This is a genomic window from Bacillus pretiosus, from assembly GCF_051294775.1.
GTDB lineage: Bacteria > Bacillota > Bacilli > Bacillales > Bacillaceae_G > Bacillus_A > Bacillus_A wiedmannii.
This window is the reverse complement of the sequence record NZ_JBPPHF010000003.1, coordinates 341,135-365,889: the sequence shown is the minus strand read 5'-3', so window position 1 is coordinate 365,889 and position 24,755 is coordinate 341,135. Positions and strand designations below refer to the sequence as shown.

The following is a 24,755-nucleotide window of genomic DNA, read 5'->3' as shown; positions in this document are numbered from 1 at the left end:
GACAAACAGAGTAGTTTGCCTTTTTCTATACTTCTATCTATTATATCAACCTTTTGAAAAATTCGTTTGCACCTCTTGAATTGGCCAATATCGTAAATCAACTTTACCGACAACTGTATCAGCTTTTACAAATCCAAAGTGTCTACTATCCCAGCTCCCGAGGCGGTTATCACCCACTACAAAAATATAGCCAGGTGGCACCGACTTTTCTTTCGTTAACTCTTCTAGTTTAAAATCACCTGTTAGTTGTCGTCCATTTATCTCTTTCTTATACGTTTCTAAATAAGGTTCATCCACGAATTGTCCGTTTATATACAGTTTATCATGCTTATATTCAATTTGATCTCCAGGTAAACCGATAATTCGTTTTACGTAGTCCTCTTTTTTATTCGCATGAAACACAACAACATCAAACCTGTTCAAGTCCCCCACTTGATAACTCACCTTATTTACAACGAGCATATTACCATCTTGCAATGTCGGCATCATTGACTTCCCCTCTACAACGTACGTCGAAAAGAAAAACGTTCGAAAAAATACAGCTAATAATACACCAATTAAAATTGTTCGTATCCACTCTATGCCTTCTTTTTTCAAAGTTTTCTTCATCAGCTTCTCCCCTTATCCTTTAATAATGAAGCTTTCCTTTACAAAGAAGACTATTCTTAATGTAGTTCTAACTTTACTTCGATTTTCTTACCGACATACCATAAAATAAAAATACCAATTGCTACAATGACTGATTTCACCGGATTATGAATAAATGACATTAAATCATGACCGATATACGTTAAAATAAAAATCATCACAAGCTTTCCGAACGCAAGCGCAAGCCCGAACTGTTTTACACTAATGCGAGATAAACCAGCGACAACGTTTATAAGCGCAGACGGTGTAAACGGAAAACAAAATATGACGAAAATCGGCGCAAATCCTTTCCTTTCAATCCATCCCATTGCCTTCCTTACTTTCTCATGTTTATTTACAAAAGAAAAGAAACGACTTCGTCCAAAATGGCGGATAATGAAAAAGACAAGTAAGGCACCCATTACTGATCCAAGCCAAGAATAAAGAAAACCGAGCCAAAATCCAAATGCAACAGCATTTGCCAGTACAAATACGATGAGTGGCAATGCCGGTATTAACGCTTCTATCATCGGTAAACCAATACCGAGAAGTGGTCCGAACGCTTTATAACTTTCAACAATATGATCCATATTTTCTGGTGAAAAATACTCTTTGATTGTCTGAAAATCCATTCTACACTTTACCCCTTTACTCTAAGTACTACCTCTACTGTATCATTGCTTATATGAAAGAGGAAATGGTAGATACGACATATGGAGATGTAATTATTAAGTTTCCATATCTTCCATAAGAATTCCTTCATTATTATGCTATGATAATCTATCAATATTCGACAAGACGTTTTGCGATTTTGGAAATGATCCTTTTGTTTTAGTGGCAAATTCCTCAGTAACTGAAATTATATCGACGATTTTCTGAATATATCGATTGTAACTCGCATTTTATCAGCGATTTTTCAAATATATCAACCACAACTCGATTTTTATCAGCGATTTTTCGAATATATCGACTTACCGATAAAAACTGACAAATAAAAAAGATGGGGATTTTTCCCCATCCTCTTAAACTTCCTCTTCTTTCACAAAATATACTTTCTCGTATGCTGGTTTTAATCGAGATTCTTGAGTTTTATCAATCTCTTTAAAACAAGGATTCCCTTGTTTTTTTCTACGATCTTCATATTCAGTACGCAATTTCGCTGTACGATTTAGTTGATTTTCAAAACTGCTTTTTGATATTTCTAATTTCACAGCAAATCCATTTATAAATCTAACAATAACATTTCCATCTTTTGACTCTTTATTACTTTCAATATAAAAATGAGACAACCAAGCACACTCTTTTCTAGAGTATGAATAAGTGGGAAAAAAATAAAGTTGATCTGCCGGACTAATCGCAATCGGTGCTTTATGTGTAATATGAGTTAACTCTTTCGTTCCTTCTTTTCTGCCTAAGAAACTAGAGCCATGCTTGCGGCAACTTCTTTCTATAATATCTAGGGGCTTTTGAAATACGAAAAAAGAATCTTCCATCTCAACAACTCGTGTAACGATTTTCTTTTCACTTAGAATAACAGGAAGTAAGGCCATTGTATTTTTATTTACCACATAGTTTTCGACATAGCGTTCTACTTTACTTTCCATATTCTACTGTCTCCTTTTTTCTATTTATATTAGCAGCTGCATATATAATTCTAGCACCTATGAAAAGGAAATGGTTTTCAGATTCCGCTTTTTTACAATAATTTATCATTTATCAAACATCTTTTAAATTATAAAATAACGATATATTGTTTTCGCAATAAAAACCTATATAAAATGTATTTATACTACTGATAAATATTTACAACTGCTTCCTCATTTCGCATCATTACGACAATTAACTTTGCTATAATTAAAAGGAAAATCCAATAAATGGAGGTCCACTATGGAAGAAAAAGAAATGCAACCAACGATTCAAATGAAAAATAGCAGCATTGTGATCGTGAAAAACTCATCCAGCATTATATTCGGCTTATTTTTCATTCTACTATTCTTTGCAAAGCCTTTTCGTAAATCGAAATGCTCTGAATGTAAGAAACCCGAAAAGAAAAAGATTGGAAAAGAAGAGTAAAAGGCCTTCCATTTTGGAAAGCCTTTTACTCTTCTTCGTCCTCAAAAAAACGACTATTTTTTCTTATTCATCTAAAGCGAGCGAATGAGATTTCTTCAATCGTATTGTGTAGATCTTCTTTATTCCCGCTACGAACATCGAGTATGACTTCATTTGTATACTTTTCCCCAAAATATAATCATTATGCTCGTATATTACAACAAAAAAAGGATGGCAGCAGCCATCCTTTTCCATAATGAACTATAAAATTATAGTTTGATTACGTTTTTAGCTTGAGGTCCACGGTTACCATCTTCGATTTCGAAGCTAACTTTTTGACCTTCTTCTAGAGATTTGAAACCTTCAGTTTCGATTGCAGAGAAATGTACGAATACATCGTTTTCGCCTGGAACTTCGATGAAACCGAATCCTTTTTCGTTGTTAAACCATTTTACTTGTCCTGTTACTGCCATAATTATTTCCTCCTAAAGAAAACACAATTTATTTTAGTCTTCCTGTATAAAAAAAGAATCCACACATTATCAAACACGAAACATAAACTAGTTCTCACATACTTTTTCTCGTTCGTTTTTCGGCACTTGATAATATATGGATTGCTTAATTTAACTATTCAACTGACTTCATCATAGCATACTTAAAATGAAATGTACAATCTTTTTTGAAAATAACTGACAAATTAAATTGATTGTACGTTCGTAAATAATTGATTTTAGTATGTGCGGATTTCACTATAAAGTGAACACATACATCATTTGAATACGATTACATCCCTTGTTCTGAAGTGTTACAATATAATCGTACAGTCGTTATATTGGAGGGGGATTATATGTCAAACTACGCCAACGAAGAAAAACTTACAGGGGGAAATGTATCAAATGTATATCGTTCTGAAAATACTGTTCGGCGAGAATTAAAGCCAGGTAGTACAAAAATTCATACATTATTACAACACTTAGAAAACAAAGGATTTCATCACGCTCCAAAGTTTTTAGGTGTAGATGAAAAAGATAGAGAGATTTTATCCTTTATTGAAGGAGACGCTGGGAATTATCCTTTAAAAGAATATATGCGGTCTAATGCTGTTTTGAAAGAAATAGCAAAGATACTCCGCCTTTATCATGATGCGGTAAGTGACTTTCCCTTATCAGATGAATGGCAACCGATGGATCTTACTCCAAATAACATTGAGGTTATTTGCCATAACGATTTTGCTATATATAACATTATTTTTCATGACAAGAAACCAGTAGGTATTATTGATTTCGATGTTGCTGCTCCTGGCCCGAGAATTTGGGATATCGCTTATACGCTTTATACTTGTGTACCTTTAAGTAGAGTGTATTATACAGAATCGGGTGAGGCAGTTCATTATGAATCGGCACAACATGCTAGCCGTATGAAAGAAAGAGTGAAATTGTTTGTCCAGTCCTACGGTAAACATATGGACGAAGATTACTTAGGAATAGTGTTACTACGATTAGAAGCATTATGTACATATATGAAAAGAAAAGCACAAGAAGGCGATTTGAATTTCCAAAAAATGATTGATGAAGGACATTTAGAGCATTATGAGAAAGATATGAAGTTTATTCGCGATCATAGAGCTGAGTGGATTTGATAATATCGTCTTTTTTGTCGGTAAATCGATATATGTGAAAAATCGTTCCGAAAATAATAAGGAGCACCCTTCAAAAAGGTGCCCCTTCCTTTTATTTCGTAAACTGTGCTTCTTCTGTAGATCCTTTTAGCGCTGTCGTTGATGAAGTACCGCCTGTAATAACTTGAGCTACTTCATCAAAGTAACCTGTTCCTACTTCGCGTTGGTGACGAGTTGCAGAGTAGCCGTGTTTTTCTGCTGCGAATTCTGCTTGTTGTAGTTCAGAGTATGCTGCCATGCCGCGCTCTTTATAGCCACGTGCTAATTCAAACATGCCGTAGTTTAATGAGTGGAATCCCGCTAGTGTTACGAACTGGAACTTATAACCGTAAGATGCGATTTCTTTTTGAAAGCTTGCAATTGTTTTTTCATCTAATTTTTGTTTCCAGTTAAATGAAGGTGAACAGTTATATGCAAGCAATTTCCCTGGATGCTCTTTATGAATTGCATCCGCAAATCGTTTTGCATCTTCTAAATTTGGTTCAGATGTTTCGCACCAAACGAGATCTGCATAAGGAGCGTATGCTAAACCACGTGCAATCGCTTGATCAAGACCTGCTTTTGTACGGTAAAATCCTTCTGGTGTTCTTTCTCCTGTAATAAACGCTTGATCAACAGGATCAATATCACTCGTAATTAAATCTGCTGCATCCGCATCTGTTCTTGCAACAATAATTGTCGGCACTCCCATTACGTCTGCTGCAAGGCGTGCCGAGATTAAATTACGCACCGCTGTTTGCGTTGGTAGTAATACTTTTCCGCCTAAATGGCCACATTTTTTCTCTGAAGATAATTGATCTTCAAAGTGCACACCTGATGCACCTGCTTCAATCATACCTTTCATCAGTTCAAATACGTTTAATTGTCCGCCAAATCCAGCTTCTGCATCTGCTACAATCGGTACGAAATAATCTGTATCACCGCTTCCTTCCATATGCTGAATTTGATCCGCACGTTGAAGTGTTTGATTAATTCGTTTCACTACAGCAGGTACGCTGTTCGCTGGATATAAACTTTGGTCTGGATACATATGTCCAGAAAGGTTCGCATCCGCAGCGACTTGCCATCCACTTAAATAAATTGCTTTTAGCCCAGCTTTCACTTGTTGCATCGCTTGGTTTCCTGTTAATGCGCCAAGTGCGTTAATATAATCTTCCGTATGAAGCGACGCCCAAAGCTTTTCAGCACCGCGGCGCGCTAATGTATGTTCAATATCAATTGACCCGCGCAAGCGAATTACATCTTCTGCCGAATATGGACGTGTGATTCCTTTCCAACGCGTATCTAGTTCCCAACTCTCTTGTAATTTCTCGATTCTTTCATTTTTCATTTGTTCCATCCCCTTTTCACTTTTTATAAAATTTCATAACCTGGTAATGTTAAAAATGGTACAAATTCATCATTCCGAACGAGATTTGTAAATAACGTTGTCGCCTCTTGGAATCTCCCTTTCTTAAAGGCTTCTTTACCAATCTCTCTTTCTATTTTTGCTAGTTCTTCTTCTTTTAGCTCTTCCATCAATTCAAGCGTAATATTACGACCGTCATTTAGCTTTCCACCTTCATGGCGAATCCATTGCCATACTTGTGCCCTAGAAATTTCCGCTGTTGCCGCATCTTCCATTAAGTTATAAATTGGTGCCGCTCCCCGTCCACTTAACCAAGATGCGATATATTGAATACCTACGCTAATATTTAGGCGAAGTCCCTCTTCTGTAATCGTTCCCACTGGTACTTCTAATAAATCCTTTTCTGTAACATGTATTTCTTCGCGTTTTCTAAAAATTTGATTCGGTGTTTTCATAATGTGATTAAATACTTCCATCGCGACTGGTACAAGTCCCGGGTGGGCAACCCAAGTCCCGTCATGCCCGTCTAAAGCCTCGCGCTCTTTATCTGCACGCACTTTTTCAAAAGCTGCTTCATTCGCTTCTGGATTGTTTTTAATTGGAATTTGTGCCGCCATTCCTCCAATAGCTGGTGCATTACGACGGTGACACGTTTGAATGACTTTCAAAGAATACGCGCGCATAAATGGCGCCGTCATCGTGACTTGCGCTCTATCTGGAAGTAAAAATTTATTATGTTTACGAAAGCTCTTTAGAAAGCTGAAAATATAATCCCATCTTCCGCAATTTAACCCAGCAGAATGATCTTTAAGCTCATACAAAATTTCATCCATTTCAAACGAAGCGTGAATCGTTTCCAGTAACACCGTCGCTTTGATCGTTCCGTTTGGAATACCAATATATTTTTGAGCAAATACGAAAACATCATTCCATAACCTTGCTTCTAAATGGCTTTCCATTTTCGGTAAGTAAAAGTATGGACCGCTTCCTTTTGCTAAAAGAGCCTTTGCATTATGGAAAAAATAAAGTCCGAAATCTACTAAGCTACCAGACATATTCTTCCCATCAACTTGCATATGTTTTTCTTCTAAATGCCATCCTCTTGGACGCACAATTAATACTGCTGTTTTACTATTTAAACGATATTCTTTTCCGTTTTCATTTTTATGTGAAATCGTTCCCTGCACTGCATCTCGTAAATTTATTTGACCTTCAATTGCATTTTCCCAAGTTGGTGAATTCGAATCTTCGAAATCTGCCATAAAAAGATGCGCTCCTGAATTTAAAGCGTTAATAACCATCTTTCTATCCACTGGTCCAGTAATCTCTACGCGGCGATCCTCTAAATCTTTTGGCAATTGAGCAATTGTCCAATCCGCTTCACGTATGCGCTTTGTTTCTTCTAAAAACTTCGGAAACTCTCCTGCATCAATTCTCTTTTGTTTCTCCGCACGCTTTTGTAAAAGTTCTATGCGGCGCTTATTAAAATTTTCATGTAGTTCCTTTAAAAAACTAAGCGCCTCAGGTGTCAATATTTCGTTGTACGCTGGTAACATTTCTCCGGGCAATGTAACCCGTGAAGTTTGCGTCGACATATTAGCATCCCCTTCTTAAACTGTTTTATAACAGATTTGATTTTATGTTTTATATTATATAACAAATCTTCAGAAAAGGAAGTTTTTTTCGAAAATTTAATTTCTTTTTTTACAAAACTGTATTCTTCCACCGGCATTACATATAAAAAAGAAGCCAGTGTTATACAACACCGGCTCCTTCTTTATTATTTATTTAAACATTGAATTAAATAAGAACTGAGCATATTGTTCACGTGTTACTTTCATGTTCGGAGCGAAGTTACCCTTTCCATCTCCTACTGAAATACCATTTGAACCTACTGCATTAATCGCATTTTCTGCCCAATGTCCCTTTGGTACATCTTTAAATTTTGCTGTTCCTTGTACTTGTAATCCAAATGCCCTTGTAAGAACTTGCGCCATTTCTGCACGTGTTAACGTAGCTTTTGGTCTGAAGTTCCCATTCTCGTCACCTGTAAAGATACCTAATTCTGTTACTGCTAAAACTTCAAAAGGAAACATCGTTGAGTTATCATCAACAATATCATTATATGGGCTTTCTAATACCTCATCTTCACCAAATTCTTCATCAAGATCTAGTGCGCGATAAATTAAAGCGGCTACTTGTTCACGATTTACGTTATGTCCAAAACCGAACACACCATTTCCGTAACCAAGCATAATTTCATGTTCTGCTAAAGTTTGAATTGCTTTATAAGACCAATGTCCTGCTGGTACATCTGTAAAGATTGCCTGACTTGCTTGTTGTGGCTTTGCAGCTAATTCAGCTTTTGCTGTAGTCCCCTCAGCACTAAATGCTACTCCACCCATAATTGTTAAAGCTGTTGCTACTTTTAAAATTTTTTTCTTCAAAGTATTCTCTCCCTAAAAACATATTTTTTTCTAATATAAAGAATTAACGAAAGCGTAACAATACAATTCCCATGTGATTTTTGTCTAATTTATGAACTATATTTCATATACTTTTATTTACACTCTATTAATAATAAAGTTACTAAATCTCATATTTAAACAAGAAAAAGTTACTTTATTCAATCTCTTCTTATCCACTAAATTCCAACAGCTAAATTATGAATAGAAAATTTATATACTTATAAATAATATAAAACAATAAAAAAGCGTGGAATTCCCACGCTTTTTTATTACTTTATATTATATCGATATAATATAAATGTCCTTATATTTTAACTTTCATTCATAATCCTCATCTTTTACAGGAAAATAAAAAACAGCTTTATTTAAAAACGTTGCATATTGCTCACGTGTTACAACTTTATTCGGTTCAAATTCCCCATTTCCTGTTCCTACTATGACATGATTAGACTGCAGTGCACTGATCGCATTTTTTGCCCAGTGATTATTTGGTACATCTTTAAATGTATGGTTCTTCTTCACCTCAAATGTAAATGCTTTCGTAAGAATTTGCGCCATTTCTGCACGTGTTACAGGTGCGGCTGGTCTAAAGTTTCCTTTTTCATCACCTTCAAAAATACCATGCTTTGTTAATACTAAAATTTCATCTAAAAACATTGTTGCCCTCTCAGAAATATCTTTGTATGGATTTTTTAAAGGTCCTTCTTTTTTCAAATTCAATGTACGATAAAGTACTGCTGCTACTTGTTCTCGTGTTACATTATCTCCTACACCAAACTTACCATTTCCATAGCCTAACATTACTTTATTGTATACTACGTCCATTATATCGTCATATGCCCAGTGGTTTACTGGAACATCATCAAAAACAATCATTTCTGGATATTCTTCTGCTTTTACGTTTGTAACATTTGTACTTACAAACAAGCCGCCCATAATAGTTACCGTTGCCATTATACGTAACATGTTCTTCTTCATTGCCCTCTCCCCTTTATCTCCATTTAAAAAACGGAAAATAATAGACTGAAATCCTTTCCAATATTACATATGTTGCCTTCGCACCCGTTATGCAATATATTACATTTAAAAAATCTATTATTGTGAAAATCACTACTAAAGGAGAGCCAATTCGCTCTCGATTTCAACTTTTATACCGAATTGTACGCAAATCAATTTTCTTCCCTGTATTCATGTAAAGGTGTTTCTATAATATAAATATTCTACTTTTTTTAAAAGAAATCCTTCACATTTTAAGAGTTCATTTTCTAGACAAAAAATGCAATTATATCGACTTAACTACAACATACGACAATATTAACCTATCTATTAATAAAAGCTCATAATGAGCGGAAGATACCGCTTCCACAAATTATGAGCTTTCTCTTTATCTATTCCATTTTCCCTGGAGAATTATCAATTGCTCGTTGTAAAAACTTCGCAAATTGCCCACGTGTAACGAGCATTTCAGGCTCGAACTTGCCATCTCCCGTTCCTACCGCTACATTATTAGACTGTAATGCGCTAATTGCATCTCTTGCCCAATGGTGTTCTCGTATATCTGTAAATGTATGCGGACGCTTTGTTTTCAACTCATATGCTTTCGTTAAAATTTGTGCTAATTCTGCACGAGTCAGTGTATCTTTCGGACGGAAATTTCCATTTTCGTCTCCTTTAAAAATACCAATATTCGTTAAATGTAAAATTTCGTAAGGAAACATTGTTGATTTCCCACTAATATCTCCATATGGATTTTCATTAAACACACTTCTTTTTAAATGAAGTGCACGATGTAATACTGCCGCCGCCTGTTCACGTGTTATATGATCTTCTACACCAAACTTACCATTTCCATATCCATACATAATTCGATGATATACTAAATTCATAATTTCATCATATGCCCAATGATCTGTTGTTACATCATCAAACTCTATCATAATATTAGGACCAGATTTTTGGGAAACATCAGTATTTGCAGACACACCATTTGCACTTACAAATATTCCCCCCATTAAAGTTAGTGATGTCGCGATCTTTACTAGCTTTTTCATCTCTCTCATCTACCTTTTCCTTTATTTTCCTACTCATCTATTTTACAGAAAATATGGAAATTATCAATAGAATACGATTAAATTATTCACAATTCCGAATACATTTTTTCTTCTACCACTATTTTTTCACCTTTCGTTTTTTGAAAAGTAAATGCCATTCCTACAAATATAAGAACAATCCCTACTACTTGCATACTAGTTGGTCTGAATCCGGTAAAGACTGTATCTAATAGGATTGCAACAGCAGGATCTAAAAACACTAATACAGAAATTAATCTCGTCGATAAACCTCTTAAACTGTCAAAAAATAAGTAATATACAAATCCCGTATGTATAAGACCTGTCGCTGTGATCATCATCCAGTTCATCTCTGTTAACCCTTGAAACTTGCCAAAGTCTACGAATGGTAGCAATAAAAATATACCTAAAAATGTTTGTAAAAATGTCATCGCATATGCGCTCGTATGCTGAATTCCTTTTCCTAATAAAGTGGTAAAAGCATAAAATAATGCTGCAAGAAGTGCCCATACCATTCCAGATGACATCAGTTTTTCAAGCGATAGACTTCCATCTACTCCAGCTACTAAAACTGTACCGATAAAACAAATGACAATGGACATAACCGCAAACACTGTAAGTCTCTCTTTAAATACAATACTACCAATCATTAATACGATAATGGGTGCAAGATGATAAACTGAAATCGCAATTGTAATCGACATAACTTCAAACGCTTTAAATAAAAATACCCAGTTAAAAACGAGAAATACACCGCATGCTAATATTTGCATTACTTCTTTTTTATTCCATTTCTCACTTTTATACTGTCCTGTTACGAGCCAACATAATGCTAAAAATATAGTCGCACAAATGCAACGAACGAATACTAATTCAAAAGACGGTAAACCTGTTTGAGTAGAAAAAAATCCAATTGATCCGAAAATAGACATCGAAAGGATCATTTTTATAGCCGGCATTGATTTTTTATTGAACACCCTTTCTCTCCTCCTATAAACTATCTTTTACAAATGAAAAATCTCCAAAACATTACGTATTATTATATATTACAATCGGAAAATTGTAAAAAATTAGAATATATTAAGTGATAACTACACAAAATTCCCATAAAAAAATCATCCTTTGTTATATAGGATGATTTTTTTATTTATTGAATGGAATTTTTCTATATTAAAACTTAAATATACTACTACTTTTGAAGAGTAAATTGGGCAACTATTTGTTTTAATCCTCCTGCTGCATTATGCATATGTTCAATTGAAACCGAGATCTCTTGAACAGATTTTTCTTGCTGTTGAATAGACTCTTTTACCCTATCAGTGCGGTCAGATGATCTTTGGGATATTTGAGCCATGTCTTCTACAGAAGCCGAAATCTCTTCACTACTCGCTGCAATTTCATCTGTAGACATAGATACCGTTTGAATTTGCTCAGATACTTGCTGTACTTTTTCTGTAATTTTTCCAAATACTTTTTCTGTATGCATTACTACTTGTGTACCTGCCTGTACCTCATTATCTACTTTCCCCATCATATGTACCGTATGGTTCGTTGTTCCCATAACTTGAGTAATAAGCTTCTCAATTTGTTTTGCAGAATCACTAGATTGTTCTGCTAATTTTCTTACTTCATCTGCCACAATTGCAAATCCTCTACCACTTTCCCCAGCACGGGCAGCCTCAATTGCGGCGTTTAATGCTAATAAGTTAATTTGAGAGGTAATACTTTGCATAACATCAATGATTTTAACTATTTCTTCTGATTGTTCTTTCATAGTCTCTACTTGTTTCACACCGTTATGTACTGAATTTTGGATTGTATCCATCTGTTGAATCATTTGTTTCATTAATTTGTTACCACTCTCTGCATCTAATGCTGATTGAGCAGACAATTCATTTACAGAGGATGATGTATTCACTATACTCTGCATTCCTTGTGTCAACTCTTCCATCGCACCCGCAGTTTGCTCCATTGCCTGCATTTGGCCCTCTGCGCCATTTGCAACTTCTTCAATATCTATAGTGATTTTCTTCGCTGCACCACTAGATACTTCCGATGCAGATACTACTCCGTCTGCATGTTGGAATAAAAGCTGAATATTATTCTCTACTTCTTGCATATTTGTTCTTAGCCCTGCAATCATTTCGTTAAAATCACTTACTAATACACCTAATTCATCCTTAGCATTATACTCACCATGTACAGTTAAATCTCCTTCTTTTGCTCTTTCCATCATACGACTAACCGTTTGTAAAGGTGCAACTATAAGCTTGCTAATAATATAACTTACTATACATATAATGACTGTAGTAACTATTACAAGAATGATAAAAGTAATAACGGACCGATCTATCATTTTTTGAGAATCTTTAAATACTTGGTCAGCTAAACTTGAAACATACGCTTCTAGATTTACAGCATAACTAGCTAACTCTACTCCCTTCGGTTTTAATTCCTTATGAAATTCGTTTACCATTTGAGATTCATTTGTTACCTTCGCTTTATCAAACAACTTCTTATATGTCTCCATATAACTTGGCAAAGATTCCTTCATCTTCTGAAACAGCTCATCCTCTTGCTTACTTAAATTGAAGCCATCATCATATTCTTTTAATAAAGAATCATATTTTTCAAGATCCTTTTCAATATTACCAATAATCCCCTCTTTATTTGTCCCCTCATTTGGTGACGCTGTAATTAATTCTAGTAAGTTATACTCTAGTGAATTTTGTGTACGAAGCATTCCTTCTAATAAAACTACAGAATGTTGATAATCATCTACTACAACCTCTGTATCATGCTTAATCTTATTAATAGAATTAATTGCTACGCAGCTCATAATTACCATGCTCAATACTGCTAATGAAATAAGCGATAATAATTTATATTTCACTTTTAAATTTTTTAAAAAATACATTTTTTCACCTTTATTCCTTTATATATAGATTTTTAGAATTTTATAGCTTATTATTCACAAAATCACAATAAAAAGCAATGATAAATATTCCCAATATAAAACTTATATCTCTAAAAAAGAAGTAGCATAACCGCTACTTCTTTTTGCTTTGTTTCTCATATTGTTCAAACGTATGAATTCTTTCGAAAATTGGTGGATGTGTGTATAAGAAAAACTTCACTAACGCAGGCGGATTCACTTGGCTTAAACTCGTCTTTGATAAATATTGAAACGTTTTTACACCAGATTTCCCGTCTTTCGTCATATCTAAAGCGTATTGATCTGCTGCTCGTTCTTCTATACGAGAAACATAGTTTGTTGCTGGCTGTGATGCAAAAGAGAGTACAGAAGAAATTAAGAAAAATAAAGGTAAAATTGAAAAACATGCTACTTTTGAAATTTGCAGCGTATCTCCCCATTTTCGAATACACATATTTATAATACGACTAATGAGATACATCCCTATAAACGATAGCAACACATAACTCGCAACGCCCCAATATATATGTTTCATAACATAATGCCCTATTTCATGGGCCATTATAAATAAAATCTCTTTATCTTTTAATTGCTTAAGTGTTGTATCCCACATTACAATACGAGCGTTAGGGCCAATTCCTGTTACATATGCATTTAATGCATTCGTTTTTTCCGACATATTTACTTCATATACATGTTTAGCTGGAATATCAGCTTTTTCTGCTATCGCTAAAATTTTCGTTTCTAATTCTTTATTTTTCAGCGTCGAGAAGTCATTATAAAGCGGATCAATAACGACCGGCTGTATAAATGTTAAAAAGATTGTAAATGGAACAGAGAGTGCCCATCCCGCTAGCCACCATCTCTTCGGGAATTTACGGATAAGCCATAACAGAACAGTAACTACGATTAACATAGTCGCATAACTTTCCCAAAAACCGATAACATGATCTTTTATCCAGCTTTGTGTACTTTGCGTTGAAATGCCGTAATCAACGGACACTTTTCGGCTAATCCATTGCATCGGCAGGGCAAGAACTGTTGTGAGTAGTGATAAATAAAAGAAATAAATCGCAACTTGCAGGACACTTATTTTCGTCGTTTCCTTCGACCATTTCTCAAACTTTCTTGAAACACCGAGCACAAGTACAAATAATAAAATAATCCATTCAAGAGGCGTCGCTAAAAAATACAGTAAATTTTTCACGCGCGAATAATCTTGGCTTAGCGTAAGCTCTCTTGCATTCATAAACGTTTCTGGATCTGCACTCGTTCCTTTATACATGTCCGGAATCAGTTCATGATTCCATCCAAATAAATACCAATATATAAGCAATGCAAACCCAACGTACAAAAAAAGCGACCACCCAATAACCTTCCTCACGCTATTCCCTCCTCTATGCTGCCTGTCTATTATTATTGTAAGTTCGTACATGCTAAATTAGAACAAGCTTATTATGCGAATTGCTCGCGAGCCTTCTATTTACAAAAAAACTCTTCTACAAAAAGAAGAGTTTTACCTACCTTTAGACACTTTCTTCGGTTCATACTCTGGGATAAGAAATATACTTACAACCCAACATATTAAACCAGCGCCTTTTATATAGCGTATATATTCATAGTCTTGAAAAAATAACGTCGTTACAATAATCGTAAAAAAACCAATTAAAACTAGTACGTATCCTATTTGCTTCTTAGATAACATAACGCGCCCCCTTAAGGAAGTACATCCATTAATAAACTAAAATCTTGTAAAGAAAAAGAACTATATTTCATAATACCTTGTACAGCTAATAGTAAAATAAGACCAGTCACACACATATAATTAACGCTTTCTTCACTCTTTTTTTCAGCAACTATTCCGCCGCTTATACATAAAATCCCTAACAAATGGAGTGCTAAATACATAAAGAAATAAGCTTCCTCCCAGCGAAGAATAACGTTGACTGTCGTTATCAGCACAATACTAAGCAAAATCAAATAAAAAAACTTATTTGATGATATTGTTTCATTCATATAATTTTATACATCCCTTTCAAATTTAGAATTAATGATGTTTCAAAGCTATAAAGTAAATAATTGTTTTCATACTATAAAACAAAAGGAAAGCCACTATTACTTTCTCGAATACGTTATGAACCCACATATACTTCTCTTCATTCTTTCTGAAGATGCGCTTCATCATTTCTTCTACTATTAGACCAAATAGTAGTAAAACCCCTAGCACAATAAGAAGAGAAATAATATTTTCTTTTAAATGATTACTAGAGAACAAATAATACTCTGGAAACACAATCGTATCTACTACAGGTTGAAACCAATGACAAACGCTTTTATCACACATATCTGTAATAGACGTAGCATCTATAATCTCTTTCAATATTTTTTCAATCGTCTTCTTCATCTCATTTACTCCCCACTACATGTGAAAAACTCTCTTCTTGTTCTACATATATAGCTGGCATTTCTTTACTCCAATACTTGCGGTTAACAAATAAAAAGATGAGTACTAAATTTAATCCTATTATAAAAATAAGAAGTCCTGGAAAGAACGTCATATAATTTGAGAAATCTGCAAAACTCATTATCTCTTCTTTATTTATTAGAAAAGAAGCACCGATTACAAATGCATTGTTTAACATGTGAATAGCAATTGGCATGAGTAAGCTATTTGTACGAATATATACGATTGATAGTACAACGCTAAATACTACTGCGCCTAGGAAATCAACATGTAACAACGCAAACAACATCGCTACTACAATGATTGCTATACTCGTTCCCCATTTTGCTGCGAAACGTTGCAGTAAAAATCCGCGAAAAACAAATTCACCGATAATTGGTGCGATGAACACGACCATAATAATTTGATATACATATCCCCCTGTGCTATCAATAACCGGTTCACGTAATGCGTTCATAATAAATTCCGGTGTAATCCATGCAAAACTATACATGTACAAAATAAGATATCCATAACTAAACACGGCTAACATAAGTGCAATGTATAAAACTTGCACCAGGTTAAATGTTTCATTTTTATTAATAAATAATGAAAAGGAAACACGGTGTTTTCTATACTCAAAAAAAATCCATGTAATCGGAAAGATATAGAATATAAGAATATTTATAAAAGTAGAATTTTGCATATGAAATGTATTTTCTATCAATTCATTACTGACTCTTGCAACTAAAGTTAATAGTGCAAATACAATTAAAAAATACCTAACTCGCATCGTTTGAAACGGATTCACACTCATCTCCTCCCCTATGTTACTTTTATCATATCATTTGATTCTTAATTTTTTGAGAAAGAAAACCTTAAAATTTCCTTAAAAATTCCATAAGTTACCGAAAGATGATATGATATTCGAGGAAATTAGGAGGGATTTTTATGTATGAAGCAAATATTTTGCTCGTTGATGATGAAACAGCAATTTTACAATTACTAACTACCATTCTTGAAAAAGAAGGTTTTTCTCATATTACAACTGCAACATCGGCTGAAATAGCTTTATCTCTCACGCAGCAAAATGAATACGATTTAATTATTTTAGATGTCATGCTTCCTGGACAATCTGGTTTTGATATTTGTCCAATCATTCGCCAGAAAACAGATTGCCCGATCTTCTTCCTCACAGCTAAAACATCTGATTTAGATAAAATATCTGGATTTTCACACGGTGCAGATGATTATATTACGAAGCCATTTAATCCACTTGAAGTAGTAGCTCGTATGAAAGCACAACTCCGAAGACATATGAAACAAGCAGTACCACACGAACAAAAAGCACAATCCAGTTCCTTTGGTAGATTTGAAATTGATCGATATTCCGCAGAGCTTACAGTAAATGGACATGTTGTCGAATGTTCCGCCCAGCTATTTCAGCTATTACTCTTCTTTTGCGAGAATCCGAATTACGTATTTTCGAAAGAAGAAATATACGAGAAAGTTTGGGGAGCACCTGCCTATAATGGCGATGATAATACCGTTATGGTCCACATTCGAAAACTACGTGAAAAAATTGAACAAGACCCAAGTAAACCAGAATATATAAAAACCGTTCGCGGACTTGGCTATAAGTTCCTTACAAAGTAGGGTGACGATATGAACTTTAATAAACGACTTATTATTCAGTTTATCATGCAACACGTATTTGTTTTAGTTACATTACTGATTGCTGTAGTAGCGGCTTTCACGTATTTAATTTTTCTTGTTACGAGTACTTCATACGAACCGAATATTCCAGATGCTGATAATTTTATGATTTCAAGATATATCTCTTCAGAAGATGGCGATATTTCGTTAAAAGCTGAAGTAAAAGACTTAATTAAAGAAAAAAATGATTGGATTCAAGTTGTAGAGGAAAATGGAAAAGTTCTCTATCACTTTAATACGCCGAGTGACGTACCGACATCTTATACGAAAACATTTTTATTCTCGTATATACAGAATCATATAGAAAGCCCTTATACATTTACATATTGGGAAATTGAACTAGAAGAAAAGAACGTACTTGTTATATACGGCGGTATGTTAAAAAGCAATGTATTACTGAAAACAATCCAGAAAGAGCACCCGTCTGTATCTACGGATTCGTTCACATTAACAGAAGAAGAAAAACAGTTACTTTCTAAAGAAAAAGCAGCACTTCAAATCTTTAATAGTGATGGCGAAGAAGTATTCTCCTATCCAGATGGAAAGAAAAAAACGTTTTCTGTCATACAAGCTGCTCTTAGCGAAAAGGAACCGTGGAATCATAAAGAAAACACGTCTAGCTTTTACGACACAAATAGCAATCATCTTCTTGTTGTAACTGCCAAAAATGAGTACTACTATCCAGATGATGAAATAGACGATGTATTTACTAAAAAGTTTCTAATCGGATGCGGATTAATCCTTCTTATCGTATTTGTTTATTTAGTCATTCTTTCTATTTGGTACGGTAATAAATTTGGAAAACCGTTACTCCATGCGATGCGCTGGCTTAAAAACATCGCTGGTGGAAAGTACGAAGAACCTGTTAGTAAAAAAGGGAAACCTGTCAGGTTCCGGCAATCTGGTAAAGAAAAATGGTCATTCCGCTTATTTAGTGATGTGACAAATTCACTAGAGCACCTTTCTATTACACTCAAAAAAAATGATGCGATGAGGCAAGTACTGCAGCAAACACGTGAAGAATGGATTACCGGTCTAACGCACGATTTAAAAACGCCACTTAGCTCTATTTATGGCTACGCATTATTACTAGAATCAAAGCAGTACAACTGGACTGATCGTGACATTCAACAATTCGGCAGCGTTATGAAAGAGAAATCGCAATATATGACGACATTAATTGATGACTTAAGCTTAACGTATCAATTAAAAAATAACAGTCTTCCTGCGCAGCACGTAAACATTGAAATGAATCAATTCGTTCAAAAAGTATTATTACAATTTATTAATAACCCAACACTTCAAAATCAAAATATTGAATTCGTACCAAGCTCAAACAAAATTCAATATTTCATTGAAGAAAAATGGTTCCAGCGTATTATCGAAAACTTACTCGTAAACGCTGTAAAACATAATAATGAAACGACAAATGTCATCGTAAAACTTTCGCAAAATGAAAATTCATTTACACTCTCTATTTCAGATAACGGAAAAGGAATGGATGATAAAACGAAAGAACTTCTTTTTGAGCGATATTATAGAGGAACAAATACAGAAGAAAGCAACATCGGAACGGGACTTGGCCTCGCTATTACAAAACAGCTCGTTCATGCTCATAACGGAACAATTTCTATTGACAGCGAACTCGGGAAAGGAACGACGATTATACTTGTGTTTCCGTTTCATTCGTAGAAAAGGCGCTATGTGGCGTCTTTTCTTATGGGGAAGTTTGACGGTAAATGAAATTATATCGGCGATTTTCTGAATATATCAGCGATTTTCAAGATATATCGACTTACCGACAAAAATCGTCAAATATAGCGGCCTATATGAAAAAAAGCGAACCACTCAGTGGCTCGCTTTTCTTTCTATTATTTCTTCTTCACTGGTATCCAAAGTTCAATTTGAGCCAACTCACTTTTATCTGCATGGGAACGCTCATCGTATAGTTCAAATTCATTAACGCCACAATGTTCATATCCTGAATGCGGGAACCATTCTGAGAATACAGCATTCCACGTTTGGTGAATAGACGATACCATTTCTTCATGAGGAACTTTCGGCGTTGTAAATACAGCATATGTCGCTGCTGGGAAAGTACGCTTCGCAACTTCATTTGGTACATTTTCAAAGCCTGTAACTTCCATTCCGATAATATAAGTGAAGTCGCCCGTTTCTAAATTAAAATCAGTACATAATCCAAGCTCTACCCATTGGCTCGTATCTTTACGATTCGGAATCGTTGTTCCAAGATCTTTTTGTAAATATTCTTGCCAAAATGCTGGGATGTCTTGATGGTTTTTCCCTTCTTTACTTGTCGTCTTCAGTTCATAACCCGCCATTAAAAATTCTGGTTTATTTACAATACGATATTCCATTTGTATGCCTCCTAAATACGGATTTAATTTTCTTTGTTTTACATTCACGCTGTAATACATCGGCGTTTCAATTTCTTGTTTTCGATATTCACTCGGTGTCATTTGAAATAATTTTTTAAAGGCTCTCGTGAACGTTTCATGAGATTGAAAGCCATGCTCAAATGCGATATCAATAACTTTTTCATCCGTATGAGAAAGTTGATAAGCTGCCCGGGCTAACCTCCTCTTTCGAACATACTCCATTACTGTATCACCTACTAACGCCTGAAATACACGATGAAAATGTGACTCAGAAAAACCTGCAATACGTGCTAAATTACGCAGCGTCTGTTTTTCCATGACATCTTCCTCAATATAATCAATTGACCTTTGAATTTGTGTTTCATAGCTTTCCATCTCTGTTCACCCGCCTTATATGTATTATGATAAAAGAGAATCCTATCCAATTCTTGACGTTTTTTACTATAATTCCATAAAACATTGTAACTTTTTTATATGTATTTCGTTGTTATGTATGAAGGAATGCTCTCCTCCTTTAATCCGAAATCACTTTCACATACATCCCTCTCACCGCTTTTTCATAAGCGATTTCGCTCATCTGTCTTATGTTTTCTGATACGACAGACGATGAAACAACTTCACCTTCACGAAGTAACGGAGGATCAATAAGACGGACTTTATTTTTCTGATACAAATCATAATCTTTTCTATCTTCTTTTGCTTTTACATTCAGATGAACTTTTCTTAATAAAACATGTACTTCTGGATCATTACATTGCTGCAATTTCGAAATTAGCTCATCATCTTCAAGAAGAAAGTCATCTGCATGAATAACCCTTTTATGAAGTGCTAACTTTAACGTTTTCGCTAACATGTCGTTTCCGTAAATATTCATTGGTTGCATAAAGAAATCGATTACTTCTTTGTAATACGTTTCTGCAAACCATTCAGCTATTTCGATATTTTGAAGGACCATTTTCCCATCTACAGCAATGACATCCTCTAAAAAACTGTGAACTTCTTCTAAAGAAACATACCCATATGTATACATATCTCGTAACGTATAATCAACTCTGTCTGCGCATAATTCTGGTGCTGACCTTTCGAGTAACGTCCATTTCGAATCATCTAATAAAATATCTTCATAGTTATAACCATACTTCGAAAGAATCGCTGGAATTTCTGAGTTTTTCACGACGGAACTAAATATCTCTTCATGATAACTTTCACCCTCATTATGAAAAACGTAATCAATCACGTGTGAAAAAGCAGTATGTGATACGTCATGCAGTAAACCTGCAATTTGTTCTTCTACTGAACCACCAAGTTTCTTAATTAACAACATAACGCCAACTGAATGATCAAAGCGCGTCACATTCCATTTCTCGTTCACTAAATAACTTGCACCGTTTTGATGGATGCCTTTCAGCCTTTGTACAGGCCTACTTAAAATTAATTCTTCTACTACTTGATCCACTTTAAATTCACCGTATATAACATCTGATATAACCACTTATAATCCCCCTTTATTTCAGCAACGTCTTTTAATCGTACCTTTTTTATAAAATCGACATCAACATAAATATTAAATCCTAATATATTGATACAAAATTATCAGTATTGTATATTATACGTGTCTGTTATTTCTTTTTATTCATTTGTTTTTATTGAGCGCTCCTTATGTGGAGCCTTTTTTTATTTTAAAAAATAGAGAGCAATTCGCTCTCTATTTTATACACCTATTCAAACGTAACTTCCACCTGTACAATCTCTGATCTACTTCCAAGTCTAAGCGGTGGTCCCCAGAATCCGAAACCAGAAGAAACAATCGCGTGGAATGCACCTTTTTGTGCGTATCCCCAGTCTAGTTCGTACATTCTTCTCGTTACAATATGATTCGGCGCCATTTGTCCGCGGTGCGTGTGGCCGGATAGTAGTAAATCGACGCCAGCCTCCGCTGCTTGTTTCAACTCGAATGGTTGGTGATCCATTGCAATTACTGGCATAGATTTATTTACCGTACTCATTAAATTTTCAAAGCTTTGGCGATCTCGCTCTGTTTTATCTCTTCTTCCAACGAGATAAAAATGATCTTCAATTGTAATTACTTCATCTAACAGAATACGAATATCAATCTTATCCATCTCTTGTAAAAATTCAGGAACCGCTCGTCCGTAATATTCGTGGTTTCCTAACACACCATATACGCCTAGTGGAGCTTTCATTTGTTTCATAATTGGTCCCATATTTTTTTGAATGAACACACCTGGATGATCATCGATAATATCACCTGGCAGTAAAATAATATCAGGCTCCATCTCATTTACATGACGGACAAGTCTTTTTAAATGCGAAACACCGGATAATTTACCGAAATGCATATCAGAAGCCATCGCAATGCGTAAGCTTTTACGTCCCTCTACTTTTTTCGGTATGTGCACCTCGTACTTTCTAACTACTGGGCTATATGCGTTGAATACCCCATATGCAAAAATAAAGATAAACGCAAGTAACACGGCCGTTCCTGTCCAAATAATTGCCGCTTCTTTCTCCACTGAAAACTGTAAAAGAAAGACCGTAATATTTGCTAACGGCAACAGCATAAGCGCATATTGTATGACCGCAAACCAAATCGAACCTATCGTTCGTAGAAATGGCAGAAACTTAAACACTTGCACGAGAATGTACGCATATGAAATAAATCCGACTACGAAAGCGTAATATCCCCAAGATTCCCAGCCAAATACCGCATGAAGCCACACCCAACCGTTCCAGCCGATGTAAAACATGAGTAGTGTGTATACAATTAACATAGTAAATATATTGAAATAACGAAGATTTTTCACAGTCAGCCTCCTTCTTGATTTCTTCTATTATATCTTGTTATGCACGTTTAACGTAAATATTAAGCGCAGCAATCTTCACAATAAAAACCTCTAACTGCTAGATGCAAATCTAACAATTAGAGGTGCAATTCAAAACAAAATTACTTTTACAGATTTTCTTTATAGAAACTTGTAATCCTCTTGCATAAAAACGGACATTTCTCTTCGTAACTGATATATATAAAACCACCCTTACTTTATTATAAATTTACACTTGTGAGAGTTAATACTCACGTGTATATTTATAATAAAACGAGCAACCACTTGTTTCAATGACCATATTTACGCATTTGGGTGATAATACACACATAACGAAATATATGTATCAATAACGGAGGAACATCATATGGAGAAAATCGATAGAAGAATTATAAAATCACAAAACGCCATTCAATCCGCATTTATTGAAATGTTAATTGAAGATGGCTTTGACGAAATTACAGTAAAAAACATTACAGAAAAAGCGAACATCGGAAGAAAAACTTTTTACTTACACTATCTAGATAAGTACAATTTATTAGATAAAATTGTCGACGACCATTTAAATCAATTAAGAGAAATATGCGATATAAAACAAACAAAAGGCTATATAGAAGGAACTGTCATATGGTTTGAATACTTCAAAGAACACAAGCCATTTTTCGCATCGTTATTTAGAAGCAACAGCACATTATCATTTCAGAAAAAGTTCCTAACGTTCATCATGGGTGAACTAGAAAAAAAATTAAACACAAATACGTCAGTAAATAAAAACATTGATACACACATCGTTTTAAAATTTTTAGGAACAGCTGTCATGGGCATTTTGGAATCTTACGTGTTGGATGAGATTGATAATGATGTTGAGTATGTTGCGACGCAAGTTGGGGAATTAATGAGGAGGAATATATAAACAATACAGCGGTGATTCCCTTGATAAGGATTGATAAAATTCCATTATCCAAAACTCATCTATGCAATTCTGCATATGCATCCCTCCCGTTTTATTTTCATGTTACGATATAAATGAAATGCGACATATATCGACAAAAATAAAAGGGAGTGATTGCATGAAACGTTCTAACACATATTTAAAATATTTAGCATTATCCGCTGTTTTTGCTAGTAGCGCTTTAACTCTTTCAACACCTGCTGCTTACGCTCAAACGACATCACAAGTTGTAACAGATATCGGGCAAAACGCAAAAACACATACGAGCTATAATACATTTAATAATGATCAAACTGATAATATGACAATGTCTTTAAAGGTAACTTTTATCGATGATCCAAGCGCCGATAAACAGATTGCTGTTATTAATACAACTGGTAGTTTTCTAAAGGCAAATCCTACTATAAGTAGTGCGCCTATTGATAACTATCCAATCCCTGGCGCTAGTGCAACATTACGCTATCCTTCACAGTATGATATTGCATTTAACCTTCAAGATAACAGCGCTCGTTTCTTTAACGTAGCACCTACAAATGCTGTAGAAGAAACGACTGTAACATCTAGTGTATCTTATCAACTTGGTGGTTCTGTTAAAGCTTCTGCAACTCCAAATGGGCCTAGCGCTGAAGCTGGTGCAACTGGCCAAGTCACTTGGTCTGACTCTGTAAGCTATAAACAAACAAGTTATAAAACAAACTTAATTGACCAAACAAATAAAAATGTAAAATGGAACGTATTCTTTAACGGATATAACAATCAAAACTGGGGTATTTACACACGTGATTCCTACCATTCTTTATATGGAAATCAACTGTTCATGTACTCTCGCACATACCTATATGAATCTGATGCAAAAGGTAATTTAATACCGATGGATCAACTTCCAGCGTTAACAAATAGCGGTTTCTCTCCTGGTATGATTGCTGTTGTTATCTCTGAAAAAAATACAGACCAATCTAACCTACAAGTCGCTTATACAAAACACGCCGACGACTACCAACTTCGTCCAGGCTACACATTCGGAACTGCAAACTGGGTTGGAAACAACGTAAAAGACGTTGATCAAAAAACATTTAATAAATCATTCACACTAGATTGGAAGAATAAAAAGTTAGTAGAGAAAAAATAAAAAAACCGAACCGCTATTTAGATGGTGGTTCGGTTTTTTATGTGAACAGCAAACTTTTCATTTCTTTTAGGTAAAAATATACAATATTCATTTTTT

Annotated in this window: 25 protein-coding genes and 1 pseudogene; 6 read left to right on the top strand and 20 right to left on the bottom strand. The window is 34.8% G+C overall.

All coding sequences use genetic code 11. The features are described 5' to 3' along the window. Positions 1 to 45: 45 nt before the first annotated feature. From lepB to ACSG5Z_RS18390, 3 genes are all read right to left on the bottom strand, one after another. Entirely contained in the window at positions 46 to 609 is a 564-nt protein-coding gene (lepB, locus tag ACSG5Z_RS18400; protein ID WP_048567025.1) for a signal peptidase I, read from the bottom strand. A 56-nt stretch (positions 610 to 665) separates the two neighbouring features. Beyond that, entirely contained in the window at positions 666 to 1,259 is a 594-nt protein-coding gene (locus ACSG5Z_RS18395; protein WP_000347516.1) for a TVP38/TMEM64 family protein, read from the bottom strand. 390 nt (positions 1,260 to 1,649) lie between these two features. After that, positions 1,650 to 2,231 carry a competence protein ComK gene (locus tag ACSG5Z_RS18390; protein WP_098201708.1) on the bottom strand — a complete coding sequence of 194 codons (582 nt, stop codon included), beginning with the start codon at positions 2,229 to 2,231 and terminating at the stop codon, positions 1,650 to 1,652. A gap of 283 nt (positions 2,232 to 2,514) precedes the next feature. On the opposite strand from ACSG5Z_RS18390, the gene ACSG5Z_RS18385 reads away from it, so the two are divergent. Continuing rightward, on the top strand, positions 2,515 to 2,700 hold the full coding sequence (locus ACSG5Z_RS18385; RefSeq protein ID WP_435711931.1) for a hypothetical protein: 186 nt from the start codon (positions 2,515 to 2,517) through the stop codon (positions 2,698 to 2,700). Positions 2,701 to 2,948: 248 nt separating this feature from the next. Here ACSG5Z_RS18385 and cspA read toward each other — a convergent pair whose 3' ends face one another. After that, positions 2,949 to 3,152 carry an RNA chaperone/antiterminator CspA gene (gene cspA / locus ACSG5Z_RS18380; protein WP_000301521.1) on the bottom strand — a complete coding sequence of 68 codons (204 nt, stop codon included), beginning with the start codon at positions 3,150 to 3,152 and terminating at the stop codon, positions 2,949 to 2,951. A 374-nt stretch (positions 3,153 to 3,526) separates the two neighbouring features. Here cspA and ACSG5Z_RS18375 point away from each other — a divergent pair, with 374 nt between their 5' ends. Further along, positions 3,527 to 4,318 (top strand): phosphotransferase, encoded by a 792-nt coding sequence (locus ACSG5Z_RS18375; RefSeq protein ID WP_098649071.1) that lies wholly within the window; start codon positions 3,527 to 3,529, stop codon positions 4,316 to 4,318. A 91-nt stretch (positions 4,319 to 4,409) separates the two neighbouring features. Here ACSG5Z_RS18375 and aceA read toward each other — a convergent pair whose 3' ends face one another. The 13 genes and pseudogenes from aceA to ACSG5Z_RS18310 form a co-directional block, all read right to left on the bottom strand. Next, positions 4,410 to 5,687, bottom strand: a complete 1,278-nt coding sequence (aceA, locus tag ACSG5Z_RS18370; protein ID WP_087984707.1) for an isocitrate lyase — start codon at positions 5,685 to 5,687, stop codon at positions 4,410 to 4,412. A 23-nt stretch (positions 5,688 to 5,710) separates the two neighbouring features. Further along, on the bottom strand, positions 5,711 to 7,300 hold the full coding sequence (gene aceB / locus ACSG5Z_RS18365) for a malate synthase A (RefSeq protein WP_087984706.1): 1,590 nt from the start codon (positions 7,298 to 7,300) through the stop codon (positions 5,711 to 5,713). 189 nt (positions 7,301 to 7,489) lie between these two features. Beyond that, positions 7,490 to 8,152, bottom strand: coding sequence for an S-layer homology domain-containing protein (locus ACSG5Z_RS18360; RefSeq protein ID WP_088608388.1), 663 nt, complete (start codon positions 8,150 to 8,152; stop codon positions 7,490 to 7,492). A gap of 339 nt (positions 8,153 to 8,491) precedes the next feature. After that, positions 8,492 to 9,151, bottom strand: a complete 660-nt coding sequence (locus ACSG5Z_RS18355) for an S-layer homology domain-containing protein (RefSeq protein WP_087984704.1) — start codon at positions 9,149 to 9,151, stop codon at positions 8,492 to 8,494. A gap of 410 nt (positions 9,152 to 9,561) precedes the next feature. Next, positions 9,562 to 10,233, bottom strand: a complete 672-nt coding sequence (locus ACSG5Z_RS18350; protein ID WP_087984703.1) for an S-layer homology domain-containing protein — start codon at positions 10,231 to 10,233, stop codon at positions 9,562 to 9,564. A 77-nt stretch (positions 10,234 to 10,310) separates the two neighbouring features. Next, entirely contained in the window at positions 10,311 to 11,219 is a 909-nt protein-coding gene (locus tag ACSG5Z_RS18345) for a DMT family transporter (protein ID WP_087984702.1), read from the bottom strand. A gap of 212 nt (positions 11,220 to 11,431) precedes the next feature. Next, positions 11,432 to 12,223, bottom strand: coding sequence for a methyl-accepting chemotaxis protein (locus ACSG5Z_RS18340; protein WP_435712027.1), 792 nt, complete (start codon positions 12,221 to 12,223; stop codon positions 11,432 to 11,434). Between the two features lie 156 nt (positions 12,224 to 12,379). Continuing rightward, positions 12,380 to 13,159, bottom strand: a pseudogene (locus tag ACSG5Z_RS18335) (MCP four helix bundle domain-containing protein); the annotation flags it as partial. 133 nt (positions 13,160 to 13,292) lie between these two features. Next, positions 13,293 to 14,561, bottom strand: a complete 1,269-nt coding sequence (locus ACSG5Z_RS18330) for a M48 family metallopeptidase (protein WP_137011507.1) — start codon at positions 14,559 to 14,561, stop codon at positions 13,293 to 13,295. Between the two features lie 132 nt (positions 14,562 to 14,693). Next, positions 14,694 to 14,882, bottom strand: a complete 189-nt coding sequence (locus ACSG5Z_RS18325) for a hypothetical protein (protein ID WP_087957685.1) — start codon at positions 14,880 to 14,882, stop codon at positions 14,694 to 14,696. A gap of 11 nt (positions 14,883 to 14,893) precedes the next feature. Further along, on the bottom strand, positions 14,894 to 15,193 hold the full coding sequence (locus tag ACSG5Z_RS18320) for a hypothetical protein (protein ID WP_087957684.1): 300 nt from the start codon (positions 15,191 to 15,193) through the stop codon (positions 14,894 to 14,896). A 31-nt stretch (positions 15,194 to 15,224) separates the two neighbouring features. Next, positions 15,225 to 15,581, bottom strand: coding sequence for a hypothetical protein (locus ACSG5Z_RS18315; RefSeq protein ID WP_435711929.1), 357 nt, complete (start codon positions 15,579 to 15,581; stop codon positions 15,225 to 15,227). A 1-nt stretch (position 15,582) separates the two neighbouring features. Then, complete coding sequence (locus ACSG5Z_RS18310) at positions 15,583 to 16,431, bottom strand: CPBP family intramembrane glutamic endopeptidase (RefSeq protein ID WP_435711928.1); 849 nt, start codon at positions 16,429 to 16,431, stop codon at positions 15,583 to 15,585. A 140-nt stretch (positions 16,432 to 16,571) separates the two neighbouring features. Here ACSG5Z_RS18310 and ACSG5Z_RS18305 point away from each other — a divergent pair, with 140 nt between their 5' ends. Beyond that, complete coding sequence (locus ACSG5Z_RS18305) at positions 16,572 to 17,276, top strand: response regulator transcription factor (RefSeq protein WP_088062417.1); 705 nt, start codon at positions 16,572 to 16,574, stop codon at positions 17,274 to 17,276. Positions 17,277 to 17,285: 9 nt separating this feature from the next. Next, positions 17,286 to 19,028: a sensor histidine kinase gene (locus ACSG5Z_RS18300; protein WP_435711927.1), complete on the top strand. Its 1,743-nt coding sequence runs from the start codon at positions 17,286 to 17,288 to the stop codon at positions 19,026 to 19,028. Positions 19,029 to 19,207: 179 nt separating this feature from the next. Here ACSG5Z_RS18300 and ACSG5Z_RS18295 read toward each other — a convergent pair whose 3' ends face one another. From ACSG5Z_RS18295 to ACSG5Z_RS18285, 3 genes are all read right to left on the bottom strand, one after another. After that, the gene (locus ACSG5Z_RS18295) at positions 19,208 to 20,110 is read right to left on the bottom strand and encodes an AraC family transcriptional regulator (RefSeq protein WP_098147836.1); all 903 of its coding nucleotides are present in this window, start codon (positions 20,108 to 20,110) and stop codon (positions 19,208 to 19,210) included. Positions 20,111 to 20,249: 139 nt separating this feature from the next. Further along, positions 20,250 to 21,227, bottom strand: a complete 978-nt coding sequence (locus ACSG5Z_RS18290; RefSeq protein WP_435711926.1) for an HD domain-containing protein — start codon at positions 21,225 to 21,227, stop codon at positions 20,250 to 20,252. A gap of 226 nt (positions 21,228 to 21,453) precedes the next feature. After that, positions 21,454 to 22,560 (bottom strand): metallophosphoesterase, encoded by a 1,107-nt coding sequence (locus ACSG5Z_RS18285; RefSeq protein WP_097908048.1) that lies wholly within the window; start codon positions 22,558 to 22,560, stop codon positions 21,454 to 21,456. Between the two features lie 385 nt (positions 22,561 to 22,945). On the opposite strand from ACSG5Z_RS18285, the gene ACSG5Z_RS18280 reads away from it, so the two are divergent. Both ACSG5Z_RS18280 and cytK2 read left to right on the top strand, forming a co-directional pair. Beyond that, entirely contained in the window at positions 22,946 to 23,491 is a 546-nt protein-coding gene (locus tag ACSG5Z_RS18280; RefSeq protein WP_098129995.1) for a TetR/AcrR family transcriptional regulator, read from the top strand. A 157-nt stretch (positions 23,492 to 23,648) separates the two neighbouring features. Then, a complete protein-coding gene (gene cytK2, locus ACSG5Z_RS18275) occupies positions 23,649 to 24,659 on the top strand; it encodes a beta-channel forming cytolysin CytK2 (protein WP_097858123.1) in 1,011 nt (336 codons plus the stop codon). Positions 24,660 to 24,755: the final 96 nt, after the last annotated feature.